Annotated in this window: 27 protein-coding genes and 1 tRNA gene; 12 read left to right on the top strand and 16 right to left on the bottom strand. The window is 68.9% G+C overall.

Going from position 1 to position 25,780, the window contains the following annotated elements; all coding sequences use genetic code 11:
* Positions 1-47: 47 nt before the first annotated feature.
* Together LXM64_RS08460 and LXM64_RS08455 are read left to right on the top strand one after the other, a co-directional pair.
* Positions 48-1,085: an LLM class flavin-dependent oxidoreductase gene (locus tag LXM64_RS08460; RefSeq protein WP_234072854.1), complete on the top strand. Its 1,038-nt coding sequence runs from the start codon at positions 48-50 to the stop codon at positions 1,083-1,085.
* Between the two features lie 44 nt (positions 1,086-1,129).
* Entirely contained in the window at positions 1,130-1,891 is a 762-nt protein-coding gene (locus tag LXM64_RS08455) for an SGNH/GDSL hydrolase family protein (RefSeq protein WP_234072853.1), read from the top strand.
* Here the strand turns inward: LXM64_RS08455 and LXM64_RS08450 are convergent.
* Complete coding sequence (locus LXM64_RS08450; protein WP_234072852.1) at positions 1,869-2,426, bottom strand: dihydrofolate reductase family protein; 558 nt, start codon at positions 2,424-2,426, stop codon at positions 1,869-1,871. The genes LXM64_RS08455 and LXM64_RS08450 overlap by 23 nt on opposite strands.
* Before the next feature lie 68 nt (positions 2,427-2,494).
* Positions 2,495-2,809, bottom strand: a complete 315-nt coding sequence (locus LXM64_RS08445; protein ID WP_234072851.1) for a hypothetical protein — start codon at positions 2,807-2,809, stop codon at positions 2,495-2,497.
* A 44-nt stretch (positions 2,810-2,853) separates the two neighbouring features.
* On the opposite strand from LXM64_RS08445, the gene LXM64_RS08440 reads away from it, so the two are divergent.
* The 3 genes from LXM64_RS08440 to LXM64_RS08430 all read left to right on the top strand — a co-directional run bounded on the left by LXM64_RS08440 (position 2,854) and on the right by LXM64_RS08430 (position 5,097).
* On the top strand, positions 2,854-3,366 hold the full coding sequence (locus LXM64_RS08440) for a GNAT family N-acetyltransferase (RefSeq protein ID WP_234072850.1): 513 nt from the start codon (positions 2,854-2,856) through the stop codon (positions 3,364-3,366).
* 170 nt (positions 3,367-3,536) lie between these two features.
* Positions 3,537-4,451 (top strand): AEC family transporter, encoded by a 915-nt coding sequence (locus LXM64_RS08435; protein ID WP_234072849.1) that lies wholly within the window; start codon positions 3,537-3,539, stop codon positions 4,449-4,451.
* Positions 4,452-4,539: 88 nt separating this feature from the next.
* Positions 4,540-5,097 carry an HdeD family acid-resistance protein gene (locus tag LXM64_RS08430; RefSeq protein ID WP_234072848.1) on the top strand — a complete coding sequence of 186 codons (558 nt, stop codon included), beginning with the start codon at positions 4,540-4,542 and terminating at the stop codon, positions 5,095-5,097.
* A gap of 49 nt (positions 5,098-5,146) precedes the next feature.
* On the opposite strand, the gene LXM64_RS08425 is transcribed toward LXM64_RS08430, so the two are convergent.
* A complete protein-coding gene (locus tag LXM64_RS08425; protein ID WP_234072847.1) occupies positions 5,147-5,920 on the bottom strand; it encodes an SDR family oxidoreductase in 774 nt (257 codons plus the stop codon).
* A 114-nt stretch (positions 5,921-6,034) separates the two neighbouring features.
* Between LXM64_RS08425 and LXM64_RS08420 the strand changes: the two genes are divergently transcribed.
* Both LXM64_RS08420 and LXM64_RS08415 read left to right on the top strand, forming a co-directional pair.
* The gene (locus LXM64_RS08420) at positions 6,035-6,814 is read left to right on the top strand and encodes a glycerophosphodiester phosphodiesterase family protein (RefSeq protein WP_234072846.1); all 780 of its coding nucleotides are present in this window, start codon (positions 6,035-6,037) and stop codon (positions 6,812-6,814) included.
* A 100-nt stretch (positions 6,815-6,914) separates the two neighbouring features.
* Positions 6,915-7,292, top strand: a complete 378-nt coding sequence (locus LXM64_RS08415) for an RNA polymerase-binding protein RbpA (protein ID WP_234072845.1) — start codon at positions 6,915-6,917, stop codon at positions 7,290-7,292.
* Positions 7,293-7,343: 51 nt separating this feature from the next.
* Here the strand turns inward: LXM64_RS08415 and lnt are convergent, their stop codons facing one another.
* From lnt to LXM64_RS08370, 9 genes are all read right to left on the bottom strand, one after another.
* Positions 7,344-8,876: an apolipoprotein N-acyltransferase gene (lnt, locus tag LXM64_RS08410; RefSeq protein ID WP_234072844.1), complete on the bottom strand. Its 1,533-nt coding sequence runs from the start codon at positions 8,874-8,876 to the stop codon at positions 7,344-7,346.
* Positions 8,877-8,914: 38 nt separating this feature from the next.
* Positions 8,915-11,386: a DEAD/DEAH box helicase gene (locus LXM64_RS08405; RefSeq protein ID WP_234072843.1), complete on the bottom strand. Its 2,472-nt coding sequence runs from the start codon at positions 11,384-11,386 to the stop codon at positions 8,915-8,917.
* Complete coding sequence (gene tatC, locus LXM64_RS08400; protein WP_234072842.1) at positions 11,383-12,135, bottom strand: twin-arginine translocase subunit TatC; 753 nt, start codon at positions 12,133-12,135, stop codon at positions 11,383-11,385. The genes LXM64_RS08405 and tatC overlap by 4 nt, the downstream gene beginning before the upstream one ends.
* Positions 12,136-12,198: 63 nt before the next feature.
* Positions 12,199-12,453, bottom strand: a complete 255-nt coding sequence (tatA, locus tag LXM64_RS08395; RefSeq protein ID WP_137417013.1) for a twin-arginine translocase TatA/TatE family subunit — start codon at positions 12,451-12,453, stop codon at positions 12,199-12,201.
* 63 nt (positions 12,454-12,516) lie between these two features.
* Positions 12,517-13,488 carry a helix-turn-helix transcriptional regulator gene (locus LXM64_RS08390; RefSeq protein WP_234072841.1) on the bottom strand — a complete coding sequence of 324 codons (972 nt, stop codon included), beginning with the start codon at positions 13,486-13,488 and terminating at the stop codon, positions 12,517-12,519.
* Positions 13,485-14,474, bottom strand: a complete 990-nt coding sequence (locus tag LXM64_RS08385; protein ID WP_234075437.1) for a helix-turn-helix transcriptional regulator — start codon at positions 14,472-14,474, stop codon at positions 13,485-13,487. The genes LXM64_RS08390 and LXM64_RS08385 overlap by 4 nt, the downstream gene beginning before the upstream one ends.
* Positions 14,475-14,529: 55 nt before the next feature.
* Positions 14,530-15,441, bottom strand: coding sequence for a hypothetical protein (locus tag LXM64_RS08380; RefSeq protein WP_234072840.1), 912 nt, complete (start codon positions 15,439-15,441; stop codon positions 14,530-14,532).
* A 4-nt stretch (positions 15,442-15,445) separates the two neighbouring features.
* Positions 15,446-16,462: a tRNA (adenine-N1)-methyltransferase gene (locus tag LXM64_RS08375; RefSeq protein ID WP_234072839.1), complete on the bottom strand. Its 1,017-nt coding sequence runs from the start codon at positions 16,460-16,462 to the stop codon at positions 15,446-15,448.
* Complete coding sequence (locus LXM64_RS08370) at positions 16,459-17,145, bottom strand: HAD family hydrolase (protein WP_267955094.1); 687 nt, start codon at positions 17,143-17,145, stop codon at positions 16,459-16,461. Before LXM64_RS08370 ends, LXM64_RS08375 begins: the two co-directional genes overlap by 4 nt.
* Positions 17,146-17,255: 110 nt before the next feature.
* On the opposite strand from LXM64_RS08370, the gene LXM64_RS08365 reads away from it, so the two are divergent.
* The gene (locus LXM64_RS08365; RefSeq protein ID WP_234075435.1) at positions 17,256-18,119 is read left to right on the top strand and encodes a PAC2 family protein; all 864 of its coding nucleotides are present in this window, start codon (positions 17,256-17,258) and stop codon (positions 18,117-18,119) included.
* Between the two features lie 13 nt (positions 18,120-18,132).
* Here the strand turns inward: LXM64_RS08365 and LXM64_RS08360 are convergent, their stop codons facing one another.
* Together LXM64_RS08360 and LXM64_RS08355 are read right to left on the bottom strand one after the other, a co-directional pair.
* Positions 18,133-18,969, bottom strand: coding sequence for an undecaprenyl-diphosphate phosphatase (locus tag LXM64_RS08360; protein ID WP_137417018.1), 837 nt, complete (start codon positions 18,967-18,969; stop codon positions 18,133-18,135).
* 30 nt (positions 18,970-18,999) lie between these two features.
* Positions 19,000-20,313 (bottom strand): M20/M25/M40 family metallo-hydrolase, encoded by a 1,314-nt coding sequence (locus LXM64_RS08355; RefSeq protein ID WP_234072838.1) that lies wholly within the window; start codon positions 20,311-20,313, stop codon positions 19,000-19,002.
* A gap of 126 nt (positions 20,314-20,439) precedes the next feature.
* Between LXM64_RS08355 and LXM64_RS08350 the strand changes: the two genes are divergently transcribed.
* Positions 20,440-20,524 (top strand) — tRNA-Leu (locus LXM64_RS08350).
* 73 nt (positions 20,525-20,597) lie between these two features.
* Here LXM64_RS08350 and LXM64_RS08345 read toward each other — a convergent pair.
* On the bottom strand, positions 20,598-22,463 hold the full coding sequence (locus LXM64_RS08345) for a DEAD/DEAH box helicase (RefSeq protein WP_234072837.1): 1,866 nt from the start codon (positions 22,461-22,463) through the stop codon (positions 20,598-20,600).
* A gap of 107 nt (positions 22,464-22,570) precedes the next feature.
* Between LXM64_RS08345 and LXM64_RS08340 the strand changes: the two genes are divergently transcribed.
* Positions 22,571-23,422, top strand: a complete 852-nt coding sequence (locus LXM64_RS08340; RefSeq protein ID WP_234072836.1) for an SGNH/GDSL hydrolase family protein — start codon at positions 22,571-22,573, stop codon at positions 23,420-23,422.
* Here the strand turns inward: LXM64_RS08340 and LXM64_RS08335 are convergent.
* The gene (locus LXM64_RS08335; RefSeq protein WP_234072835.1) at positions 23,398-24,216 is read right to left on the bottom strand and encodes a TrmH family RNA methyltransferase; all 819 of its coding nucleotides are present in this window, start codon (positions 24,214-24,216) and stop codon (positions 23,398-23,400) included. The two genes, LXM64_RS08340 and LXM64_RS08335, sit on opposite strands and share 25 nt — an antisense overlap.
* Before the next feature lie 99 nt (positions 24,217-24,315).
* Here LXM64_RS08335 and LXM64_RS08330 point away from each other — a divergent pair, with 99 nt between their 5' ends.
* Positions 24,316-25,158 carry a Sir2 family NAD-dependent protein deacetylase gene (locus LXM64_RS08330; protein WP_234072834.1) on the top strand — a complete coding sequence of 281 codons (843 nt, stop codon included), beginning with the start codon at positions 24,316-24,318 and terminating at the stop codon, positions 25,156-25,158.
* A gap of 26 nt (positions 25,159-25,184) precedes the next feature.
* Positions 25,185-25,778 carry a histidine phosphatase family protein gene (locus LXM64_RS08325; RefSeq protein ID WP_234072833.1) on the top strand — a complete coding sequence of 198 codons (594 nt, stop codon included), beginning with the start codon at positions 25,185-25,187 and terminating at the stop codon, positions 25,776-25,778.
* Positions 25,779-25,780 lie beyond the last annotated feature (2 nt).

Below are 25,780 nucleotides of genomic sequence, written 5' to 3'. Positions count from 1 at the left end.
TGAGACCCACCCGCGAGTTGTATCCGTCTGAATGAAAGGTGGTCGCGATGACCGTGGAGTTCGGACTGGACACGTTCGGTGACGTCACCGCGGACGAGCAGGGTGTGCCCCTGACGGACGCTCAGACGATCCGCAATGTGGTCGAGCAGGCGGTGCGGGCCGACGAGGTCGGGCTGGCGTTCTTCGGCGTGGGGGAGCACCATCGCAAGGAGTTCGCCGTCTCGAGCCCGGAGATCGTTCTGGCTGCCGCGGCGGCCCGGACGCGCGACATCCATCTCGGCACCGCAGTGACGGTTCTCTCCTCAGACGACCCGGTGCGCGTGTACGAGCGCTTCGCGACACTGGATGCGGTCTCGAACGGACGCGCCGAGGTCATCCTCGGGCGTGGGTCGTTCATCGAGTCGTTCCCGCTCTTCGGATTCGACCTCGCCGACTACGAGGTGCTCTTCGACGAGCGTCTCGATCTGTTCAGCAGGCTGCGCGAAGAGACGCCCGTCACGTGGCAGGGAAGGACCCGCGCCGCTCTGAACAACGCCGACGTGTTCCCCAAGACGGAGAACGGCTTCCGTGCGTGGGTGGGCGTGGGCGGCTCGCCGGAGTCCGTCGTACGCGCCGCGCACCGGGGGTACGCGCTGATGCTCGCGATCATCGGGGGAGCGGCAGCACGATTCCGTCCGTACGTCGACCTGTTCCACCGCACGCGTGACGCGATGGGTTCCCCACGTCTGCCCATCGGCGTGCACTCGCCGGGCCACATCGCCGACACGGACGAGCAGGCGTGGGACGAGATGTACCCCGCGATGGAAGCCAACCGCAACGCCATCGGCCGCGAACGCGGTTGGCCCCCGTACAGCCGCGCGCAGTTCCAGAACGATGTCGGACCCGACGGCGCCGTCTACGCCGGCTCGCCCGAGACAGTGGCTCGCAAGCTCGCCGCGACCGTGCGGACCCTCGGAATCGACCGGTTCGACCTGAAGTTCTCGAACGGCACCCTCGCACACGAGAAGATGCTGCACTCGATCGAGCTCTACGGCACCAAGGTGGCCCCGCGGGTACGTGAGTTGCTGGCCGAGACCGGCGAGTAGGCTCGACAGGTGCGGCGCAGGGAGCCGACGGAACAGGGGGAAGCGTGCCCGAGATCCGGTACGTCGCGATCGGCGATTCCTTCACCGAGGGAGTGGGGGACGAACTTCCGGACGGTCGTGTGCGCGGCTGGGCGGACCTCACCGCCCAGGGCTGGGCGAACTCGCTCGGTCACGACATCTCCTATGCGAACCTCGCGATCCGCGGAAAGCTGATCTGGCCGATCGTCGCGGAGCAGCTGGAGGCCGCGCTCGCGCTGGGGCCGACGCATCTCTCCTTCAACGGCGGCGGTAACGACATGCTGCGACCGCGTACCGCGATCTCGCACCTGGCGGATGCCTTCGATCAGGTGCTGCGCCGGTGCGATGAGGAGGGAGTGACCCTCATCGTGCTGAGCGGCGCGAATCCCGCGCCGCATCTGCCGATGGGTCGCCTCATCCAGCGCCGCGGTGACGAGCTGTCGGCCGCGGTCGTCTCGCGCATCGAGAACCGGCCGGACGTTGTCCAGGCGCTGAACTGGCCAGACACCGAGCTGTCGTCACGGGGCTACTGGTCGGACGATCGCCTGCACATGAGCGCACGCGGCCACCACCGCGTCGCTGCACGCGTGCTGGACGCTCTCGGAGAGACGCCGGATCCCACGTGGTGGTCGCTTCCCGCCGAGTCCGCCGCACGCGCGAGCTCCGGCGTGGCGTACTACCGCACACATGTGGGGCCCTGGGTTCAGCGCCGCCTCACGGGCCGCTCGTCAGGTGACGGCCGCGTGCCGAAGTTCGGGGACTGGGTCACGGTGACACCGACAGCGTGATCTGCGCGAAAGGTCCGTCCATGGCGGTTTCCTCGACGCGCAATCGCGCGGAGTCCAGCCGTCGCGGCAGCAGGGGGCGTCCCGATCCGAGGGTCGCCGGAGCGTACGTCACGATGATGCGGTCCAGACGGCCGATGTCAGCGAACTGACCTGCGAGGTCGCCACCGCCGACGATCCAGACGTCCCGCCCCGAGGCCGCCGCGTCGATCTCGACGAGATGCGACGAGACGGTTCCGCGGACGTGGCGTATATCGGCACCGGCAACCGGTGCGACCTCGCGCGAGCTGAAGACGAACGCGGGGCGCTCTGCATAGGCGTCGCGCCAGCGCTCGGGGTTCTCGTCGAGGCGCTCATGGCGGTGCACCCAGTCGAAGGTCGTCGATCCCATCACGAGCGCGCCCACGCCATCGAGGAATGCGGCGAAGGCGGTGGCTCCGTCGGCGCCGGGCACGGTGAGCAGCCAGTCGAGGCTGTCCGCGTCATCGGCGAGGAAGCCGTCGAGAGTGGATGCGGTGCAGTAGACGTAGCGGACCATGGCGCCACCGTATGCGCGGCATCCGACATCCGTTCGTGCTTCTGATACCCCCTCGGCGCGGGACGTCGTCAGCGCGGGGGAGTGGCCGTCGTGGAGAGCCGTCCCCGACCGAACGGCAGGACTGGCGCGCGGTAGACAAGCAACGCCCGCGAGGCGGGTTCGAGATCGATGACGGCCGAGCCGAAGCGCCAGACCCGGTTGAACAGGAACACGCCGATGCGCTCGGACTGCGTCGAAGACACCTGCCAGGTGCCGCGGCCCCACTGCGCCGGCTGCCCGCGGCCGCCGATCACGACGGTCGGTCGCACGGCGTAGAAGGCGAAGCGCGGCTTGCGCAGGTCGAACTCGACCCGTCGGGTGTCGGGCGTGGGGTCGGAGGGCATGTGCTCGAGCGTAGTCGGCTGCGTCACCGTCGTACGATGAGGGGATGCCCGTGCAGATCCGCCCCGCCGTCGCGGCCGACCTTCCGCACCTCGAGCGGGTCGAGAACGAGGCCGACGCGCTCCTCGTGGAGCTTCTCGAACCAGATCAGTGGCACCCGGCCCCGACGGATGCCGAGCGGCTCGCCGACGGAGGCATGATCCTGGTGGCCGTGGAGGAGGACGGCTCTGTCGTCGGCTTCGTGCACGTTCTCGAGTTCGACGGCGGCGCGCATCTGGAGCAGGTGTCCGTTCTCCCGGCGTTTGGCGGTCGCGGCATCGGACGCGCGCTCGTCGAAGCGGCGAAGGTCGCGGCGCGCGACGCCGGATACGACAGGCTGACGCTGCGGACGTTCGCCGACGTGCCATGGAACGCGCCGTTCTACGCATCCGCGGGATTCGCGATCGAGGAGCCGGACGACGACTTCCACCGCATGCTCGTCGAGACGGAGGAACGGCTCGGGCTCGACCGCTTCGGGCCCCGCGTGCAGATGGGCGTGGACCTCAGCGGATCCCACTGAACAGCGGCTCAGCTCACGCAGCCGGGCTTTCGGAGAGCGGATCGCGTGGGAGCATCCGATTCGTGTAATGACATAATGTGCATTATCGGTAAGTACACCGAGTTCGCGGGAACGCAGTCGGCGCGCGGGAGCGCACCGGATCGCGTGCAGGCGCACCATAGGCTGAAGGCGTGCTGGAGACGTTGACCGGATTCGCCGTCGTCGGCACCGCCATCATCGTCGGCTACGTCATCGGGCGCGTCGATCTGCTTGGCCCGCACGCACGGCATGTGCTGAGTCGGCTCACGTTCTACGTGCTCTCACCGTTCCTCTTGTTCACCGTGCTCAGCCAGGCGGACATCACGACGTTGTTCTCCGCACTGCTTCCGGTGTCGACCATCGCCGCTGTGGTGATCATCGGGCTGCAATGGCTCCTCTCGCGCTTCGTGTGGCGACGAAGCGTCGCGGATGCGACGATCTCAGCGCTGTCAGCCGGTCAGGTCAATTCCAACAACATCGGGATACCCCTGTCGTTGTATCTGCTGGGCAGTGCCGCCTATCCGGCGCCGGTCATCCTGATGCAACTGCTCCTGTTGACGCCCATCGCGCTCGCGATCCTGGATGCCGCCACGACCGGCACGCGATCCTTCTGGCGCATGCTGCGCCGGACGGCTCGCAATCCCATCGTGATCGGTTCGGCGCTCGGTACGCTCGTGTCGGTCTCGGGCATCGCGCTTCCGCCCATCGTGCTGGAGCCTGCACTGCTGATTGCGAACGCGTGCGTCCCCATTCTGCTGATCAGCTACGGCATCTCGCTCCACGGTCAACGCGTCCTGTCGGATGCCGGCCGCCGCGGTGAGGTGCTGATCGCGAGCGCGCTCAAACTGTTCGCGATGCCGGCGGCCGCGTGGACCCTGGCGACGCTCTTCGGGCTCTCTGCGCACGAGGTCGTCATCGTCACAGTGCTCGCGGCTCTGCCGACGGCGCAGAACGTGTTCAACTACGCCCAGCGCTATGCCGTGGGCGAGACCGTCGCGCGCGACACGATCTTCCTGACGACCGTCGGCAGCGTGCCCGTCCTGTTGGGGATCGTGCTCCTGCTGTGACGGACTGAGTCGCACACCACTCCCCTGCGCCGCCGCGCCGCGCTACGGTGGACACATACACTCAGCTTCTTCTCAGAAAGAGTAGGACATGTCCGAGACCGTCACTCCCAGCGCCGACAAGACCTTCGTCAACGGCATCCGCACCGCCTTCGGCATCGGCGGCGCGATCGCCCTGATCGTCGGCATCCTCATCCTCGTGTGGCCGCTGAAGACGGCCGCGGTGGGAACCGCGATCATTGCCGTCTACGCCATCGCATCCGGCCTGGTGTACGCCGGTCTCGGCATCTTCTCGAAGACCCTCGGCGGATGGTCCCGCGTGGGTCACATCGTTCTCGGTCTGCTGTTCGTCGCAGCGGGAATCATCGCGCTCGCGAACCTCGGCGACACCACGGTGTTCCTGGCGATCTTCGTCGGGGTGTTCATCGGCATCACCTGGATCGTGGAGGGCATCGTCGCCTTGACGACGCTGGGAAACAGCGCGTCGCGGGGCTGGACCATCTTCTTCGCGGTGATGAGCCTGATCGCGGGCGTCATCCTCGTGTTCTCGCCGCTCTATGTGGCGCTGCTGTGGCTGTTCGTCGGCGCCTCGCTCGTGATTCTGGGCATCATCCAGATCGTGCGCGCCTTCTCCTTCGGCCGCGCCTGACAACGCGAGAACGCCCCCGGATCGAAGGATCCGGGGGCGTTCTGCATGCTCACTCGGCGACGAAGGAGCTGGTCTCCCCCACGAGGCGCGTGTTGTCCGCGGGCACCGGGTCCACCGCCGCGAGGGCGACTTCTGCCGCGAACTCGGACACGTTGTAGAGTTTGCCGGCATCCTCTCGGCGCAAGGCGATGGCGCCGGGGTTCGCGCGCTCCAGGAGCGTCGCCGTGATGGTGCCCTCGATCATGTCGCCCGAGACGACGACGAACTCGATGCCGCGCTCGGAGAGCGCCGGGATCCGCTCACGGAGCGCATCCTCACCGGCGCGCTTGGAGAGCGCGACCGGCTCGTACTCGGGCATGGTGGGCGTCGTGTGGATGAAGTGCGCCTGGTGGCTCGTGACGAAGACGACGCGCGAACCCGAACCCAGCAGAGGCAGTGCCGTCTCGAGCACGCGCACCTGGGCGTCCCGGTTCAGCTGCAGGGCGTAGTCCGCGGCCATGCCGCCCTCCATGCCGCCCGAAGCGTTGAGCACGAGGATGTCGAGCGAGCCGAACGTGCGCTCCACCTCGGAGAACATCGCCTGGACGGACTCCGCGTCCGTCAGATCGGCTCCGACGACGAGCACCTGCACGCCGAGCTCACGCAGCTGTGCGGCGAGTTTCTCGGCACGTGGCGCCTTGTTGCGGAAGTTGATGACCACGTTCGCGCCGGCCTGCGCGAAGTACCGCACGGTGTCGGCTCCGATACCGCGCGACGATCCGGTCACAAGGGCGGTCTTGCCGGCGAGGGAACCGGCGGCGAGGGGGGTGAGCGAATCGGTCACGGGCACTCCTGAATCTTGCGCGAAGGGGCATCACCGTGCGCCGAAACGGCGCATCGAGGCGACACCCGACCCTACCAATCCCCGCTCCGCGTCGCGCGCGATAACGTGGGCGCCGTGACGCATCCGTACCTGAGTGGCACACCTCTGCCCCGGGTCCTCGCTCATCGAGGACTCGTGCCCCTGGGAAGTCCTGAGATGGTCGAGAACTCCTTCGCAGCGATCGCCGCCGCTCATGCGGCCGGCGCTGCCTACGTGGAGTCGGACTGTCATCTCACACGCGACGGCGCGGTCGTCCTCTTCCACGACGACGACCTGTCGAGGGTAGCCGGCGATCCCCGCCTGGTCCGCGATGTGACGCTGCGCGAGCTGGAAGATCTCATGGCCGATCGCGGCGGACTCGCGAGCTTCGAACAGGCCCTGCAGAGCTTTCCCGACGTGCGCTTCAATATCGACGTCAAGGCGGATGCGGCCGCCGAACCCGCCGGGCGACTCGCCGCGGGCGCGGCGGAGCGCGTCCTGCTGACGAGCTTCTCGGAGCGCCGCCGCCGAACGGCCCTCGCGGCGGCGGCACGCGCTCGGCCGACCCTCCTGCCCGCCACGTCCGCCGGAGCGACCTTGGTTGCGCGTGTCGCCGCGGCAGCCGTCACCGGCTCCCACCGGCTCGTGCGCCGCACGCTGGCGGGTATCGACGCCCTCCAGGTTCCGGAGTATCAGAACCGCATCCGTGTCGTGACCCCGCGCTTCCTCGATGCGGTACACCGTGCGGGCGTGGAAGTCCACGTGTGGACCGTCAACGACGAGGCGGACATGCGTCGGCTGATCGGGATGGGGGTCGACGGCATCGTGACCGACCGTGCCGATCTCGCGCTGCGGATTTTCGGCCCTGATCGCTGAAGATAGACTGTGAGTTGTGCTCCGTCATAGCCGCCTCGGATGATCCTCCCAACTCGACGCGTTATACCGGGTAAGCACCACGCGACGAGAGGACCACACAATGGCAGACCGCAGTCTTCGCGGCATCCGACTCGGCGCCCAGAGCCTACAGAGCGAAGAGGGCGTCGTTTTTCATGAGCGCGCACAGCAGACGTACATCTGCAGCGTGTGTTCGAAAGAGACCACACTGACTTTCGCGGCAGACGCTGAGCCGCCGCAGACCTGGGAATGCCGCGCGTGCGGCGGAGAAGCGCTGCTGCGCGTGGGCGAGCAGACCGTCTCCGTCGACCACAGCGACGACAAGGCCGCCCGCACCCACTGGGACATGCTGCTCGAGCGCCGCACGATCCCGGAACTCGAGGAGCTGCTCGAAGAGCGTCTCGCCTTCGTGCGTGCCCGCCGCGGCGCCGGTGACGACGTCACCAAGAAGACGGCCTGACCGCATTCTTTTCGGAAGGCGCCGCACCCTCGGGGTGCGGCGCCTTCTTCGTTATGCGCGCTTCCGGCGTGGTGCGCGCAGCCGCGCCGCGAGCCCCGCTCCGAAGAGCCCGACCAGGCTGCCCCACGCGAACACGGCGTGCAGAGCCGGGCCGAGCACCATCGCGGCGGTCGTGCCGGTGCGCAGCGGAACCTCGGTCACCATCGCGCCGGCGGTGTCGGCGGCGATCCCATCGATGACTTCGCCGGAGGGCGCGATCACCTGGCTCGTCCCCACGGTGGAGATGTTCACGACAGCCCGTCCCGTCTCGATCGCCCGAGCGCGCGCGAACGCCAGCTGCTGAAGATTCTCATCGGTCCCGCGGAAGTCCGCATTGTTCGTCTGGTAGACGTACACCTGGGCGCCGCCGTCGGAGGCCGCCCAGACGACGTCGTCGTAGATCACGTCGAAGCAGATGGCGAGGCCGATCGGGGTGTCTCCGAGCTCGACGACCGGCTCGGCCGTGCCGGGGGTGTACTCCCGCTGGATGAGGTTGATGAGATCCGGCGCCAACGCGGCGAAGAAGGGCCGGTCCGGGACGTACTCGCCGAACGGCACAGGATGGATCTTGTCGTAGGACGCGACCACACCCTTCCCCGACTCCCACAGCATCGACGTGTTGAAGTACCGATCGCCGCGAGCCGTGGCAGCGTTCACGAGGAGCGGCGCGCCGATGCGATTCGACAGCGTGTCCAGCGTGGCGGCCGTGGTGCGGTTGGCCGTCGGATCGGAATCGATGCCGCCTTCGGGCCAGACGAGCAGGTCCATACGATCATCCGCGATCGCCTCGGTGGCCTTCAGCTGGGCGTCGAGGAGCGCGCCCCGCGAGCGCTGGTCGAAGTAACCCGCCGGACCGTTACCCTGCACCGACCCAATACGCAGCGTACCGGCGGCGGCGGTCCCGTACGCCGGCAGGGCGAAGGCGATCACGGCGACGACCACAATCGGAAGGGCCGTGCGGACATCCTTGAAGCTGTGTGCCCGCACGTACTCGATCGCCGCGGCGCACAGCAGGACGACGACGAAGCCGACACCCGACATCCCGATCCACGACAGGAGTGGGGCGAACGGGCCGTTCACCTGCGTCACCCCCACCCTCCCCCACGGGAAGCCGCCGTACGGGAATGTGCCGACCCATTGTTCGCGCAGTACCCACAGGCCCGCGACGATGAGAGGGAGCACGATGAGGCGAGGCCAGACCCCCCGCAGCGCCCGCGGAACCCACCGATACGCCCATGTGATGAGGATGGCAGCAGCACCGGTCAGGACCGCCTCGAGCACCGACAGCGCGAGCCACGGTACCGGTCCCAGATAGCGAGCGGTGAAAGAGACGTTGACGAGGAAGAACGCCGCTCCGTATGCCGTTCCGGCGAGGAACGCTCCGCCCGCGCTGCGGCCGATGAGCGAGACGAGTGCGAGCGGGACCGCGACGAACACCATCGGCCACCAGCTCAGCGACGGGAACGCCGTCGTCAGGACGAGTCCGCCCAGGACGGATGCGAGCACGGCGGCCCACAGGGGAAGGGGGGCACGCGGTCTCGGCACGAGATCCAGCCTAAGCCGAGTCGAACGGGCGTCTGCCGTCAGACGCCAGCGTACGCGACGATACCGCGCCGGACCGCGTCGAGCGCGGTGCGCGCGGTCGTGGCCAGTGGCGCATCGGCCACGAGCGACAGCTGATCGAGCAGGTCGATCGTCTGCTTCGACCACCGCACGAAGTCGCCGGCCGCCATATCGGCCTCCGTGAGCACGCGATCGAGGATCGAGCCTCGCGCCCACGAGTACATGGCCTGCGACAGCCCTGCCGCCGGCGGTGTGGATCCGGGAAGGTGGTGGTCGCGCTCGAGGTCGTCGAGCCGCTGCCACAGATCCTCCGTGGCGGTGAGGGCGGTGCGGAAGGCGCCGCGGGGCAGGCCCCGCTCCCCCACTCCCGCCTCGTCCCGGCGGGGCTCGTAGACGAGAGCGCACACCAGCGCGGCCAGCGACGGCGCGTCCAGTCGGTCCCAGATGCCGGTGCGCAGGGATTCCGCGACCAGAAGGTCGCGCTCTCCGTAGATGCGCCGCATCCGTCGACCCGATGCGGTGAGGATGGTGCGCTCGTCGTCGTCGCGAGCGACATAGTCGAGCTCGCTCAGGACGTCCACGACGCGGTCGAAGACGCGCGCGACGGTTCCGGTGCGTGAGGAGATCTGGCCGCGCATGCGTTCGACGCGCTTGTTCAGCTTGAGGTACCGCTCCGCCCACCGCGCGTGGGACTCGCGCTCCGGACAGGAGTGACACGGGTGATGCTGGAGCCGGCGGCGAAGCGATTGGATGCGGCGCGTGCGCTCGTCACGGGTCGCGCGCGAGGCGTTGGCGTCCTTGCGCCCGAGCTTCTCCAGCTCTGAGACCTCCTCGCGCAACTGCGCGTACTCCGCGTAGTCGCCACGATCGCAGGTCATCGCTTCGCGGTAGCCCGCGAGGGACTCCTCTGCCGCCCGCACCTCCCGGGCAAGCCCCACGACGGAGCGGTCGGCCTGGAACTGCGCGAACGAGGATTCGAGGATCTCCCGGGCCCTGGCGCGGCCGAACTGGTCGATGAGGTTGACCGCCATGTTGTATGTGGGCCGGAAGCTCGAGTTCAGCGGGTAGGTGCGTCGCGACGCGAGCGCCGCGACCGCCTGGGGGTCCATCGACTCGCTCCACTGCACCACCGCGTGCCCCTCGACGTCGATGCCACGACGCCCGGCCCGGCCGGTCAGCTGGGTGTACTCCCCCGAGGTGATGGCGACGCGCGCCTCGCCGTTGAACTTCTCGAGCTTCTCGAGCACGACCGTGCGGGCGGGCATGTTGATGCCCAGTGCCAACGTCTCCGTGGCGAAGACGACCTTCACGAGCTTGCGGCGAAAGAGCTCCTCGACGATCTCCTTGAACGCGGGCAGAAGCCCGGCGTGGTGGGCTGCGACGCCCCGTTCGAGATTCTCGCGCCACTCCCAGAAGCCGAGAACGGCGAGATCCTCATCCGGCAGATTGCGCGTGCGCTCCTCGACGATCTCTCTGATCGCACGCCGTTCGTCGGCGTCCGTGAGACGAAGTCCCGAACGTCGCACCTGCTGAACGGCCCCATCGCAACCCGCGCGCGAGAAGATGAAGAAGATCGCGGGGAGGAGGTTCGCACGCCCCAGCAGATCGACGACCTCGGGCCGGTCGATGCGCTCGAGTCGCCGGGTGTTGCCGGAGCGCAGCTGCTTGGTCCCGTGCCGATGCGGACGGCGGTGCGCGTCCGCATCCCGTCGTGCCTGCTGACCGTAGCGCTTGCGGTCGTGCCCCGGTCCCCCGCCCGAGCGGATGCGGAGCAGCTCCTGATTCACCTGTGCCGCGGCGACCCCGGCGCGATCGTCGAACAGCGGAAGCAGGTCGCCCCGCACGAGCACATGCTGTTCGAGAGGCACCGGACGGGTCTCGGAGACGATGATGTCCGTCTCGCCGCGCACCGTGTCCAGCCAGTCGCCGAACTCTTCGGCGTTCGACACGGTCGCCGAGAGGGAGACCAGCCGCACGCTCTCCGGGAGGTGGATGATGACCTCTTCCCAGACGGCGCCGCGGAATCGATCGGCCAGGTAGTGGACCTCGTCCATCACGACGAAGCGGAGATCGCGTAGGGCGGACGAGCCCGCGTAGAGCATGTTGCGCAGCACCTCGGTCGTCATCACGACGATGCGCGCGTTGCCGTTGATGTTGGTATCGCCCGTCAGGAGCCCGACGTTCTCCGGCCCGTAGACCTCGGTCAGTTCGCGGAACTTCTGGTTCGACAGCGCCTTCATCGGCGTCGTGTAGAACGCCTTGTCGCGCGAAGTGAGCATGGCGAGATGAATCGCGAACTCGCCGACGATCGTCTTCCCGGCACCCGTGGGCGCGGCCACCAGGACGCTTCGACCTTCCTCTAGGGACGCGCACCCCTCGATCTGGAAGGGGTCCAGTTCGAAGCGCTGCGACGCAGCGAACGCTGCGGTGAGAGGGTGCGACGCACGCGACTGGGCCGCGGCGAACCTCTCGGCGGCGGAGAGCTCCGTCACAGCGTCGTATCCAGCAACGCCGCCTCACGCTTCCTGCGCCGGCGGTCGAAGATCATGGATAGGCCGGCGGCCGCGAAGAACAACACGATCAGGATGGCGCCGAGCAGCAACATGCTGACCACATCCGCCGCGGGCGTGGCGATCGCGGCGAAGACCGTCGCCAGAAGCACCGCGACGCGCCAGCCCTTCAGAATCGCCATGCCCGACATGATGCCGGCGAGATTCAGCGCGACGAGGAAGACCGGCAGGACGAAGGAGATTCCGATGACGATCATCAGCTTGAAGATGAAGTCGTAGTACTCGGACGCGGAGTAGAAGTTCACGGCGCCCTCCGGCGTGAAGCTCCACATGACCTCGATGACGTGCGGCATGACGAGCACCGCGACATAGCAGCCGGCGAAGAAAAGTGGAATCGCCGCAGCGACGAAACCGATCGTGTACCGGATCTCCTTGCGGGTGAGCCCGGGCATGACGAACGCCCAGATCTGCCACAGCCAGACGGGTGCGGACAGGAAGATGCCGATCGTCACCGCGATCCGCATCCGCATCTCGAAAGCCGAGGTCACCGTGGGAAAGTTCAAAGCCGCGAAGTTGTCACCGCGCTGCTCCGCGACGATGCGAATCGGTCCCGTCAGCCAATCGAGGATCGGGTCCGTCACGAAGAAGGCCACGATCATCGCCGCGACGAGCGCGATGGCCGCGATCATCAGTCGGCGCCGCAACTCGATGAGGTGCTGTCCCAAGGACATGCGCTTCTCGCGGCGCGGTTCTTCAGCTCCCGTGATGGGCGAGGCCGGGGCCGTCACGACGGGTCAGGCGCGAGTATCGGGCGAAGTCCCCGTGTCGGGGGCCTTCGGCGCGGACTCCGCCGGCGTCGGAGCCGGTGCCACGGTCGTCGCGGTGGACGGCGCCGCGGCGTCGTCTTCCTTCATGGCCTTCATCTCGCCGCGGAACACCCGGGCGGACTGTCCCACGCTCTTCGCCAGAGCCGGCAGCTTGGCAGCGCCGAAGAGGAGCAGAATCACCGCGAGGATGACCAGCAGGTGCGGCCAACCGAAAGCGCCCATGGAGATCTCCAAAAGTTCGAGGTCTCCCCAGTGTAACCCGCGCATCTGCGACCGGGGCGGGGCTCAGTCGGAGTGTTCGTACTGGGCCAGGCCCGCGTGCGCCCAGGATGCGGCGGCGCGGCGGGCCGCCTCCGGCGCCAGGATCTCGACATCGCCGGCGCGACGGGCGGCGAGCCGCCGCAGCACGCCCTCATCCGCCAATCGCACGGTGGCGGTCGCCATACCGCCCGAGATCTCGATCTCGGCGTGCGTCAGGAACTCCCCCAGCAGCGGTGCGACGGCTTCGGGAAAACGCAGACGCGCAACGATCTCTCCCTGCAGCGTGTCGAACAGCGCGGGCAACGGATCGGCGCCGTGGGTCACCGGGATGTCCGTCACCTCGACGTCGGCGACGCGGTCGAGGTGGAACGTGCGCGTCGCCTGCCGCAGATGGCACCAGCCCTGCAGATACCACTGCCCGTCGGCGATGTGGACCTTCACCGGGTCGACCGTGCGGGTCGTCGCGGCCGCATCCGGGGTCTTGTAGGAGAAAGAGACGGCACGCCCTCGACGGAGTGCCTCGTCGACGCGCTCACGCACCTGGTCGACGGGGGCGGGGGCGACGATGACATCGGCCGGAGCCGTCGCCGACCCGCGCGCGAGCTTCGCGAGAAGGCCTTCGAGAAGGGCGGACTCGCTCACCCCGGGCAGCGAGCCGGTGAGCTGGAGTCCGGCGAGCAGCGCCGCGGCCTCACGGGCCGTCAGACGAGGCGTGCGCTCGAGGCCGACCGTGTGGGTGAGGGCGATCCGGTCCTGCGTGTCGAGCAGATCCCAGTCGATGTCGAACAGGTCACCCGGCAGCGACCAGAAGCCGCCCTCCCCGGGACGGCCGATGACCGTCAGCTTCTCGACCATCCCCCGCATCTGGGCGGGACTCACCTCGAAGTCCCGCGCCGCCTCGTCCAGCGACACATCGCCGCGCTCGAGGAGGTAGGGCACGAGCTGCATGATCAACGCGGCGCGCTCGGTGGCGACCAGCGGACGCGAGGCGCTCATGAGCGTTCTCCATGCAGCGCGATCACGGCGCGCAGTCGCTCGATCACGAGCTCGCGAAGCTGCGGCGGGTGCACCACGCGCGCTTCCGGGCCGTAAGAGGCGAGCTCGTCGGCGAGGATGTGCGCGTCGACGTAGGGCACCAGGATACCTTGAGCGGCGGAGCGCCCCCGGCGCGAGAGCCGGAGCGCGGCCTCGGTCCCGGGGTGCACTTCGATCAGGGCCTCCTGTCGTGCCGCCAGCTCCTGGAGTTCGCGCACGGCACGCTCGCCCGCACCCGCGCGCAGGGAGGGATCGAAGCCCTCCTTCGTAACCTGCACCGCGTCGGTGATGCGGGAGAGGAGGAACGTGCGCTCCGCACCGAGCGTGACGTCCGTGCCGTAGACATGCCAACGGGCTTCGTACTCGACGAGGGCGAGCGGTCGCACCCGGCGACGCCGAGCCGTCGACTCCCCCGGGCGCACATAGGTGAACGAGACGACGCGCGCCTGCTCGATGGCGCGCTGCAGCGGGGCGAACGCCGTGTCGCGCACGCTGATGCGCGGCGCATAGCCGACGATCTCCGCGTCGACCTCGTTGCCCAGCGCACGGATCTTGCGCAGCCCGCTCCGCGCCGGCAGCGACATGCTGTTCTCGCTCCAGACCGAGCCCGCGAGATTCAGCAGGGCGATCTCCGCCGGCGTGAACGTGATGTCCTCGGGCAGCGCGTACTCCGCCGTCGGCACTCGATAGCGGGCCTCACGAAGGTCGTCGGGGTCGGCGTGGTCGCCGATCGTCTCGATGGGAACGCCGAGCGCGCGCAGGTTCTCCTTGTCGCGCTCGAACATCTTCTCGAGAGCGGTCTTCGATGCTCCCGACTCCGCCTGTTCCCGGTAGCCCGACACCGAGCGGAGGATGGTGTCCTTGGTGAGCCCCTGCTCCGTGGCCATGAGAGCGACGGCGAGGTTCACCAGGCGCTCCTCGGGCGCCACGGAGCTCGTTTCGTTCATGGGCACTCCCATATCCTAGGCGCGCCACTGCCCGCCGGCGCGGTGCGGACGGGGCTCAGCCCAGCGTGCCGAGGATGTCGATCACGTAGATCGACGCGCTGCCGGAGGCGTCCGCGGGCGGCTCGACGACCAGCACCTGCGAACCGACCGGGAGTCCCGCGATCGTCTGCGAGACGACGGAGTCGCCGCCGAGGGCGACGGCGTCGGGCTTGTCGTCCCAGGTGGTCTTCGTGACGCGCTTGCTCTTCCAGTCGACCTGCAGCACGTTGACGACGACGGTGGACCCGTCGGCGGGCACGTCGTGATCGCCCTTCTTCAGAACCTCCACCGTCCGCTCGGTCGGAGCGGAACCGTCGGGGACCACGAGTCCGGGGTGGCCGTCGTCGGTGAGCACGACGGAGGGCATGCCGTGTGCGTCGTTGTACTGCGGAGCACCGTCGGCTGCCGAGAGCATGACGGACCGGAGGTCCAGGACCGCGACGAGAGGGGTGCCCTCGGCGAGCCGCAGCTGCTCGAGGAAGCCGGCATCGACCTGATCGCCGGCGAGACCCACGACGATCCGCGAACCGCCGGTCGCGCACTCCAGCGCGCTCTTGATGCCCGGCATGGCCTGCGTGAGACCTGTCAGCGGCAGATACAGCGGCTGGTCGTATCCCTCCGCGGCGAGGACCTCGCCGCTCGTCGCATCGGCGAGGGTGAAGCCCACGTCCACGACCTGATTGTCGGAGACGATGGCGCTGCCATCGCCGGTGACGAGATCGTCGTACTGCACGCCGTCGATCTTGATCGGCGAGGACACCTGCACGGTGGGTGCGACGCTGCTGTCGTCACCGGACACGGTGACGAGCGAGCCGATCGCGCCGAGAGAGCCGGGGCGATCACAGCCCGAGGCCGTCGATGACGAGCATCCGACGAGGGCCAGGGTCATCAGGCCGACTGCGGCGGCCGCGGCGGGAAGTCTGCGCACCGGATCAGTCTACGTGCTCGTCGGTGTCGTCCTCCGCCGCCGCCTGGCGGGCGCCTGCGGCCGCGCGCTGAGCCTCACGCACCCGCTTGCGGAGGTTCTTGTCGGTGATCTGCCGCTCCCCCACAGCGCCCGGCGTCCACAGCTCCACATCCTCGTCGCTGTAGCTCGACTTGGAGGCGCGCCGCTTCTGCTCGGGAAGCACAGCGCCGGGAGCGAGACGGCGCGCCGTCAGCAGGAACCCGGTGTGCGCGACCATGCGGTGATCCGGGCGCACCGCGAGTCCCTCGACATGCCAACCGCGCACGAGCGTCTCGCTCGCCTCCGGGTCCGTGAAGAGCTCGGTGTGACGGATGTACTCCGCGACCCGGCTGAGCTGCGTGGCGGTGGCGACGTAGCAGATCACCACACCGCCGGGCGCGAGGGCGTCGGCGACCACATCGATGCATTCCCACGGCGCCAGCATGTCGAGAACGACGCGGTCGACGGATGCCGGTTCGACCGCGTCGGGCAGGCGCTCGACGAGATCCCCCACCTCGAGAGTCCAGTTCTCGGGCACGGACCCGAGGAAGGTCTCGACATTCGCGCGCGCCACCTCGGCGAAGTCCTCCCGCCGCTCGAACGACGTGAGCCGCCCCGTCGCTCCGACTCCGCGCAGGAGCCAGAGCGCGAGCGCACCCGATCCGACACCCGCTTCGACGACGACCGCGCCGGGGAAGATGTCGGCCTGCGCGACGATCTGCGCCGCATCCTTCGGGTACACGATCGCCGCGCCGCGCGGCATGGACATGACGAAGTCGCGCAGCAGCGGGCGCAGGGCGAGATACTCGTGACCGCCGCTGTTGGCGACGACGGAGCCGTCCGGCAGCCCTTCGAGATCGCGATGACGCAGCACGCCGTGATGCGTGTGCAGCTCGCCGCCGTCCTTCAGCGTGATCGTGTGCAGCCGGCCCTTGGGTCCGGTCAACTGGATGCGGTCGCCGAAACGGAAAGGGCCGCGGGGTGCGGAGGCGGGAATGGTCATCGTGCGACGTCCTCGAATTCGTGATGTGCGGTGAACAGACGTGCGATGTCGTCGGCGCCGGTGTCGGCGAGTGTCGGCCACAGCGCGGCAGCACCGACGCCCTCGAGCGAGACCATATGGGGAACGCCGAGGGCGACGGTTCCGGCCGCGATCGCGGAGCGCAGTCCGTTGGGCGAGTCCTCGATCGCCACGGTGCGAGCCGGATCCACGCCGAGCGACGCACAGGCCTGGAGGTACGGGTCCGGGAACGGCTTCGGACGGGTGGTCTCGTCTCCGGCGATCACGAGATCGAAGGCGTCGAAGTCGATGAGCTCGACCACCGCATCCGCCATCCGACGCAGGGACATGGTCACCAGAGCCGTGCGTACGCCCGCCGCACGGAGACTGGCCAACAGCTCCCGGGCCCCGGGCCGGAAGGGCACGCCGTCCTCCCGCAGCGACTGCATGACACGACCGGTCAGGGTATCGATGATCTGATGCTCGGGAAGACGCACGCCCGCGTCCTGAAGGAGACGTGCCGCGTCGTCGAGCCCGAGCCCGACCATCCCCAGCGCCTGTTCATGGGTCCAGACACCGCCGTACGCAGCGACGAGGGGGCCCTCGGCCGCCATCCAGTAGGGCTCGGTGTCGACGAGTGTGCCGTCCATGTCCCACAGGACGGCGTCGGGAAGCTGGGGGTTCACCGTCCCATGCTACGAGGCGCCCCGACCGGCCCCGCGCCACGCGGCGCCGCTGCGCCTATCCTGGAACGATCCCCGCGGCACACGGCTGCTGCGGAAGAGAGGGAGTGACGGTGGAGGGACTCGGTCGGCGCGTTCTGGTCGCCGCCTTCGACGGCTGGAACGATGCGGGTGAGGCGGCATCCGCGGCGCTGGCTCTGCTGCGCGCCGAGGGCGACTACGAGCCCGTGTACTCGGTCGATCCCGAACTGTACTTCGACTACCAGTACACCCGCCCCACGGTGAGCCTGGATGCGGAGGGCAATCGCGCGCTCTCCTGGCCGGAGACCACGCTGCTGCGCCCGTCGCAGCAGACCCGCGGGACGCAGCTCTGGCTGCTGACGGGGGTCGAACCGGCACGGGCCTGGAAGGCGTTCGCCTCCGAGCTCGTCGACTTCGCACTCGCCGAGGACATCACGGGCTTCGTCGCGCTCGGCTCGATGATGGCGGACGTGCCGCACACCCGTCCGATCTCGATCTTCGCGGGCAGTGACAGCGATGCGCTGCGCACCGGTCTGGGCCTCGAGAGAAGCTCCTACGAAGGACCCGTCGGCATTCTGAGCGTCCTCGCCCATGTCGCGGAACAAGCCGGCATCCCTGCTGCGTCGCTCTGGGCCAGCGTCCCGCACTACGTCGCGGGTCACACGCCGTCTCCGAAAGCCACGCTGGCGCTGCTCGACCGTCTCGAAGACCTCACCGGAGCCAAGGTGCCCCGCGGCGAACTGTCGACGCAGGCTGCCGCGTGGGAGGCGTCCATCGACGCGGCAGCGGCCGACGACGAGGAGATGACCGAGTACATCCGCGGACTCGAACGCACGCGCGACACGTGGGACTCCCCGGATGCGTCCGGTGACGCCATCGCCCGCGAGTTCGAGCAGTATCTGCGCCGCCGCGGCGACGGACCGGGCAAACCCGAACGCGACGAGCCGCGTCGCTGACGCGGGGTCGCCGTCAGGCCGCGATGACACCGGTGGCGAGCATCACCATCACGAAGGCGCCCAACGCGACACGGTAGATCACGAACGGCAGGAAGCTGCGCTTCGAGATCCACGCCATGAAGTACTTGATGACCACGAGTGCGACGAAGAACGCGACGACGGTCGCGGCCCCCGTCTCCCACAGGTTGAAGGCGGGGTCGACCTCGGGTTCGCGGAGCACCTTGAACAACTGGTAGAAGCCGCTGCCGAACACCGCCGGGATGGCGAGCAGGAACGCGTACCGCGCGGCCGCCGCACGCTCGTAGCCGAGGAAGAGACCTGCGGTGATGGTGCCACCGGAACGCGACACGCCCGGCACGAGGGCGAGCGACTGCGCCAGGCCGAAGACGACGCCGTGGCCGATCGTGAGGTCCTTGAGCTTGCGGCGGTGCGCCCCGACCGCATCGGCGATGCCGAGGAGCACGCCGAAGAAGATGAGCATGCCCGCCACCAGCCAGAGCGAGCGGAACACGCCCTCGATCTGGTCCTGGAAGAAGAGCCCCAGTGCGACGATCGGCACCGACCCGATGATGATCAACCAGCCCATCCGCGCATCGGGATCGTTCCGCGGCACGCGGCCGGTGAAGGAGCCGAACCAGTGCGAGATGATGCGGACGATGTCCTTCCAGAAGAAGATCACCACCGCTGCTTCGGTGCCGATCTGGGTGATCGCCGTGAACGCCGCGCCCGGATCCTGAGCGGAGGGCAGGAACGCGCCCAGGATCGCGAGATGTGCGCTCGAGGAGACCGGGAGGAACTCGGTGAGGCCTTGAACGAGGCCCAGGAGGAGCGCTTCGAGGAAATTCTGCATCGACGGCCTTTCGCCTGATCGGATGACGGGTCAGCAGGTGCCGAGGAAGTCGGTCAGCACGCGCTGCCCGAACACGAGCGAATCGATCGGGACGCGCTCATCGACACCGTGGAACATACCGGTGAAATCCATGCCCGGCGGAAGGCGCAACGGCGCGAACCCGTAGCCGGCGATGCCCAGACGGGACAGGGCCTTGTTGTCGGTGCCGGCACCGAGCAGATACGGGATGACGGGCGCATCGGGATCGTGGTGCGCGAGGGCGTCGACCATGCGGTCGACGAGATCGCCCTCGAACGCCGTCTCCAGGCCCACGTCGCGCACGACGGTCTCGATCTCGATCCCCTCGCCGACGATGCGTCGGATGTCGGCGAGTGCCGCATCCTCGGTTCCCGGCAGCACACGGACATCGATCAGCGCCTCTGCGCGATCGGGGATCACATTGTGCTTGTAGCCGGCGGCGAGTCCTGTCGCGTTCGCCGTCGTGCGCAGACTCGCCCGGAGGAACGCGGATGCGGGTCCGGCCGCGTCGGCCAACGCATCGGGGTCGGAGGTGTCGATCCCCGTGAGGCGGGACATCTCCGCGAGGAAACGTTCGGTCGTGTCGGTGAGACGCAGGGGCCACTCGGTGCGCCCGAGGGCCGCGACGGCCTCGGCCAGGCGGACCACCGCGTTGTCCGGATGGAACCTGCTGCCGTGGCCGGCTGCGCCGCGCGCGACCAGCCGCAACCAGAGAAGCGCCTTCTCCCCCACCTGCAGGAGATAGGCCCGTCGAGAACCGACGTCGACGGAGAAGCCACCGACCTCGCTGACGGCCTCCGTCGCGCCGGCGAAGATCTCGGGTCGATGTTCGACGACCAGCGAGGAGCCTTCGACACCGCCGTTCTCCTCATCGGCGAAGAAAGCCAGCACGAGATCGCGTTCGGGCTGTTCGCCTGCGCGCACGAGCTCCGCGACCGACGTGAGGATCATGGCGTCCATGTTCTTCATGTCCACTGCGCCGCGTCCCCACAGCATCCCGTCACGCACGACGCCCGCGAACGGATCGACGCTCCAATCCTCCGCCACCGCGGGGACGACGTCGAGGTGGCCGTGGACGACCAGGGCCGGGCGGCTGCGGTCTCGCCCGGGCACGCGGGCGAAGACGTTCGTGCGGCGCGCGACCGGCTCGTAGTACTGCGCCTGGAGACCGAGATGCTCCAGGTAGGCGCCGACGTACTCGGCGGCCTCGCGTTCGCCGACGGCCCGGCCACCGCCGTAGTTCGTCGTGTCGATCCGGATGAGGTCCCGCGCGATCCGCGCGACCTCGGGCAGATCGGGCGCGCCCCCGGCAGTCGCGTCCGTCATGGTGTTCAGGCTACCGGCTCCGTGTGTCCATCCCATGACGCGCGACACACGCGGGCCGCGCCGGATTAACGACCGGACACGGGACGTGGTAACGTTGCTCCTCGTTGCGAAAGCGACGAAAACACTGCGCGGGTGGCGGAATAGGTAGACGCGCTAGCTTGAGGTGCTAGTGCCCGTATAGGGCGTGGGGGTTCAAGTCCCCCCTCGCGCACAGTGACAGAAGAGGGTCCCGGAAGGGGCCCTCTTCTTCTTTGTGTGCGAGGCGGACCGTTGCCCACAGCCCCTCAGCTGTGGACGCGCTTGCGCAGCAGTTCGATCCGGGCCTGCAACTGAGCGACGGTCGCGTGGGACACCGCGGGCCCCCCGCACAGTCGACGCAGTTCGGTGTGTACCGCGCCGTGCGGCTCGCCGCTCTGCCGCGCGTACAGTCCCACGAGGCTGTTGAGCAGCTGACGCTGTTCCTTGAGCGTGCGGTGAAGGGGCGCGGGGATGTCGCTCGGCGGCTCCTGGTCCCCTGCCGCCTCGCGCGCTTCCCGTGCGGAGCGATGGCGTCCCTGACGGGCTTGGCGCTGCATCAGGAGTTCGTGCACGTGCTCCGGCTCGAGGAGCCCGGGGATACCCAGGAACTCCTCTTCCTCCGGCGTGCCGGGCACGGCGAGCTGACCGAACTCCTTGCCGTCGAAGAGAACACGGTCGAAGTGGGCGTTCGCACCGAGAGCCTGGTACGCGAACTCTTCGGTGAGGGCGTCGGATGCGGAGTCTTCACGCTCCGCCGCATTCATCATGTCCTCTTCGGCGTCCCACATGTCCTCCGCATCGCTCTCGCGGTCGAGCGCGTGGTCGCGCTGGCGCTCCATCTCGTTGGCGAGTGTCAGGAGCTGCGGGACGTTGGGGAGGAACACGCTCGCGGTCTCACCGCGACGCCGCGCACGCACGAAGCGACCGATCGCCTGCGCGAAGAACAGCGGGGTCGACGCAGAGGTCGCGTACACGCCGACCGCGAGGCGCGGCACGTCCACGCCTTCGGACACCATCCGCACCGCCACCATCCAGCGCGAATCCGAGGCGGAGAACGTTTCGATGCGAGAGGACGCTTCGGCCTCGTCGGAGAGGACGACGGTGACGGGTTCCCCGGAGATCTGCTGCAGGATGTCCGCGTACGCGCGCGCCGCCGTCTGGTCGGTCGCGATCACGAGGCCGCCCGCGTCGGGGACCTGCTCCCGCACCTCGGAGAGGCGCCGATCGGCGGAGCGAAGGACAGCGGAGATCCACTCCCCCTCCGGCGCGAGCGCGGTGCGCCACGCCTGGGAGGTGATGTCCTTCGTGTTGTCCTGCCCGAGCTGCGCCTCCATCTCGTCGCCCGTCTTGGTGCGCCAGCGCATGTGCCCGGCATAGACCATGAACAGCACGGGTCGCACGACGCCGTCCTCGAGCGCGCGACGATAGCCGTACGCGTAGTCGGTGCGGGAGATGCGGTTGCCCTTGGCGTCGGGGTGGTACTCGACGAACGGGATGGGGGCGGTATCCGAGCGGAAGGGCGTGCCGGACAGCAGCAGCCGGCGAGTGGCGCGGCCGTACGCCTCACGCAGTGCATCGCCCCAGCTGAGGGCGTCGCCGCCGTGGTGCACCTCGTCGAGGACCACGAGACTGCGCTTCTCGATCGTCAGGTACTGGTGGACGGACGCCTTCACGGCGACCTGCGCGTACGTCACGGCGACGCCGTGATACTGCCGGGCGGGAACGGTGTGCCGATTGCTGAAGTGGGGATCGAGTCGGATGCCCACCCGCGCCGCCGCATCGGCCCACTGCGTCTTGAGGTGCTCCGTCGGTGCGACCACGATGATGCGGTCGACGACCCCACGGCGCAGCAGCTCACTCGCGAGACGCAGCGCGAACGTCGTCTTGCCGGCCCCGGGCGTGGCCGCGGCCAGGAAGTCACGAGGCCCCTTTCCTACGCCGTCGGGACCGTCCAGCGAGAAGTACTGGTCGAGAGCCTCCGCCTGCCAGGCACGCAGCCGCTGCGCGGTTCCCCACGGCGCTCGTTGCGGATACGTCGGGGAGAGGTGCTCGGCGGCGAAACTGCCGATGTGTTCGGCTCCGTGCTCGTCGATCCGATCGGCGTCGATGGTGGCCTCCCGCTCGTCGTCCATCGCACCTCCCTTCTCGAACGCGAGAATCCACGATAGGCGAGATCGCGGACACCCGGCCTCGACCTGCGCTCAGGACGCGGGGCTACGCTGAGAGGTCAGGAGGAACGATGACGACCGAATCGGCTCTGCCGCACCGCACGCCCTACGTTGCCAACGATCAGGTACATCCGTGGCGGCGTTTCGTCGCCATCGGCGACTCCTTCACCGAAGGCCTCGGTGATCCCTCGCCCGACTCGCCGGGCGGCAACCGCGGTTGGGCCGACCGCGTCGCCGAGGTGCTGGGCGCCGGTGTCGATGACTTCGCGTACGCGAATCTCGCGGTGCGCGGTCGTCTGATCGGCCAGATCGTCGCCGAGCAGATCGAGCCCGCCCTCGCTCTCTCCCCCGACCTCATCAGCTTCTGCGCGGGCGGCAACGACGTCATCCGCCCCGGCACCGATCCGGATGAGATCTCGCAGCAGTTCGAGGATGCGGTCATCCGGCTCTCATCGACCGGCGCCACCGTCGTCGTGTTCACGGGCATCGACACGAACTTCTCGCCCGTGTTCCGCGGCTTCCGCGGGAAGGTCGCGATCTACAACGAGAATCTGCGCGCGATCGCCGACCGGTACGACTGCATCGTCGCGGACCAGTGGGGCCTGAAGGAGATCCAGGACACCCGCTTCTTCGCGGACGACCGCCTGCATCTGAACACCCTCGGGCATCACGAGGTCGCGCGGATGGTGCTGAGGGCCCTCAACGTCCCCAACGACCTGACCCCGATGCAGCCTGCGCCGATCGCGGTGCGGAACTGGCGTGCGGCCCGGGCCGACGATCTGGTCTGGGCGCGGACCTACCTCGTGCCCTGGGTGCTTCGGCGCCTGCGGCACCAATCGTCCGGCGACCACGTGACGGCGAAGCGTCCTGAGGCGTCGCGCGTGGCGCGTATCGAGGATCAGGACCCCGCCGCGGGCGGGTGAGCGAGCGCCCAGAGCGCCACGGCGCCCGCAGACGCCACATTCAGGGAGTCGACCCCGCCCGCCATAGGGATCGTCACGACCGTGTCGGCTGCCCGCAGCGCACCGCGGCTCAGGCCGTCGCCCTCCGCCCCGAGCAGCAGCGCCACCCGCTCGGGTCTCGACGCCGCGAACGACTCGAGCGCGACGGCGTCGTCCGCCAGCGCGAGAGCGGCCAGGTGGAACCCCGCCTCGTCGAAGAGCCCCCGCGCCTCGGGCCACGCCGGGAGGCGGGTCCACGGCACCTGGAAGACGGTGCCCATGCTGACCCGCACACTGCGGCGGTAGAGCGGGTCCGCGCATCGCTCGGTCACGAGGACCGCATCCGCTCCCATCCCCGCGGCCGCGCGGAGGGCCGCGCCGACGTTCGTGTGATCGACGATGTCCTCGAGGACGAGCACCGTGCGGGCACCCCGCAGGAGGTCGGCCACATCCGGCAGCGTCGGCCGGTGCATCGCCGCGAGGGCGCCGCGGTGCACGCTGTACCCGGTGACCGACTCGGCGACCTCGGCCGGGACGACGTATACCGGCGTGTCCGTGTGCGCCAGGAGCCCTGACACCTCGTCGACCCACTTCTGCTGCACGAGCACCGACCGCGGTCGATGGCCCGCCGCGAGCGCCCGCGCGATCACCTTGGCGGATTCCGCGATGTACAGCCCCTCCACCGGCTCCGACACGCGCCGCAGTGCGACGTCGGTGAGGCTGCGGTAGTCGTGCAGGCGCGCATCGTCGGCGTCGGTGATCTGTTCCAGGTGCATGGGTCCTCCCCCGCCAGCTAACCAGCCCGGACACGGGCGACGAAACATGCCCGCAAACCGGCAGGCGTAGGCTCGGCAGCAGGAGGTACTGTGCCACTCGTGACGGAACCCGATCCGACCGCCCTCGCTCAGCTGGAGCGCGCGATCGACGCGCTGGCCGGCCGCCGGGTCGCCGTCCTCACCGGCGCCGGTGTGTCGACGGACTCCGGCATCCCGGATTATCGCGGACAGGGCGCACCGGTGCGCAAGCCCATGAGCGTCGAGCAGTTCCTCGCTGAGGAGAGCGCCAGACGGCGCTACTGGGTGGGCAGCCACCTCGGCTGGCGGCGCTTCGCCGCGGCCCAGCCCAACGAGGGCCACCGAGCCCTCGCCCAGCTCGAGGGCGAGGACATCACGAGCGGTGTCATCACGCAGAACGTCGACGGGCTTCACGTGCGTGCCGGCTCTCGTCGCGTAGTCGAGCTGCACGGCACGATGCGACGCGTGGGCTGCCTCCAGTGCGGGCAGGTTTTCGATCGGCGGGATCTCGCCGCACGGGTCGAAGCGGACAATCCCTGGCTGAGCGCGACGGAAGAGCTGCCGCTCGGTCCGGACGGCGACGTCGCGGGGGCCGAGGTGGAAGGTTTCCGCATCCCCGAATGCAGTGTGTGCGGAGGCGTGCTCAAGCCGGACGTCGTCTTCTTCGGCGAGTTCATCCCTGCTGAGCGGTTCCGCGAAGCCGAACAGCTGGTGCGCACCGCCGATGCGCTTCTGGTGGCGGGCTCCTCCCTCGTCGTGAACTCGGGCATCAGATTGGTCGAGCGCGCTCGGCGACGTAGGCTTCCGGTGGTCATCGTCAACCGCGGACAGACCCGGGCCGATGCTCGGGCGACGGTCAAGGTCGACGCCGGGACGAGTGAGGTGCTCACCGCTCTGGCCGAGGCTCTTCCCCGCCGACGCTGACTCCGCTTCGACACTCTGACAGGCCTGTGACCCACCTCATCCTGATCCGCCACGGCGAAACCGACTGGAACCGCGCGCGCCTCATCCAGGGCGCGACAGACATCCCCCTCAACGACACCGGACGCGCGCAGGCGCGCGAGGCCGGCCTCGCGCTGCGCGACCGCCTCGACACGGCCATGTCGCTCGTGCTCGTCTCGAGCGACCTGCAGCGCGCAGCCGAGACGGCGGACATCATCGGGGCGATCCTGGAGCGGCCCGTGACCGCCCGTTATCCGGAGCTGCGCGAGCGCTCGTACGGCGAGGCCGAGGGAGTGTCCATCGATGAGCTCGCCGCGCGCTGGGGACGCGGGCCGGATGCGCAGGTGCCGGGCGCCGAGACGCGTGAGCAGCTGCGAGAGCGCGCCCTGCGTGCCGTGGCGCGGGTCATCGACGACGCATCGACGGAGGGCGAGCCGCCCGCCGTGGTCGCCGTCGCTCACGGCGCCCTGATCCGCGAAGTGCTCGCCTTCGCGACCGACGAGCAGCTTCCCGCCGACGGCGATCGGCTCGGCAACGGATCGGCGCAGGAATTCTCGTGGGAGCACGGTGTGCTGCGGCTGCTCTCCTACTCCTCCGTCTGAGC

This window comes from Microbacterium binotii (assembly GCF_021398715.1).
In the GTDB taxonomy this organism is placed as follows: domain Bacteria; phylum Actinomycetota; class Actinomycetes; order Actinomycetales; family Microbacteriaceae; genus Microbacterium; species Microbacterium binotii_A.
The sequence above is the reverse complement of the archived record's forward strand: the minus strand, read 5'-3'. Positions and strand labels throughout refer to the sequence as shown.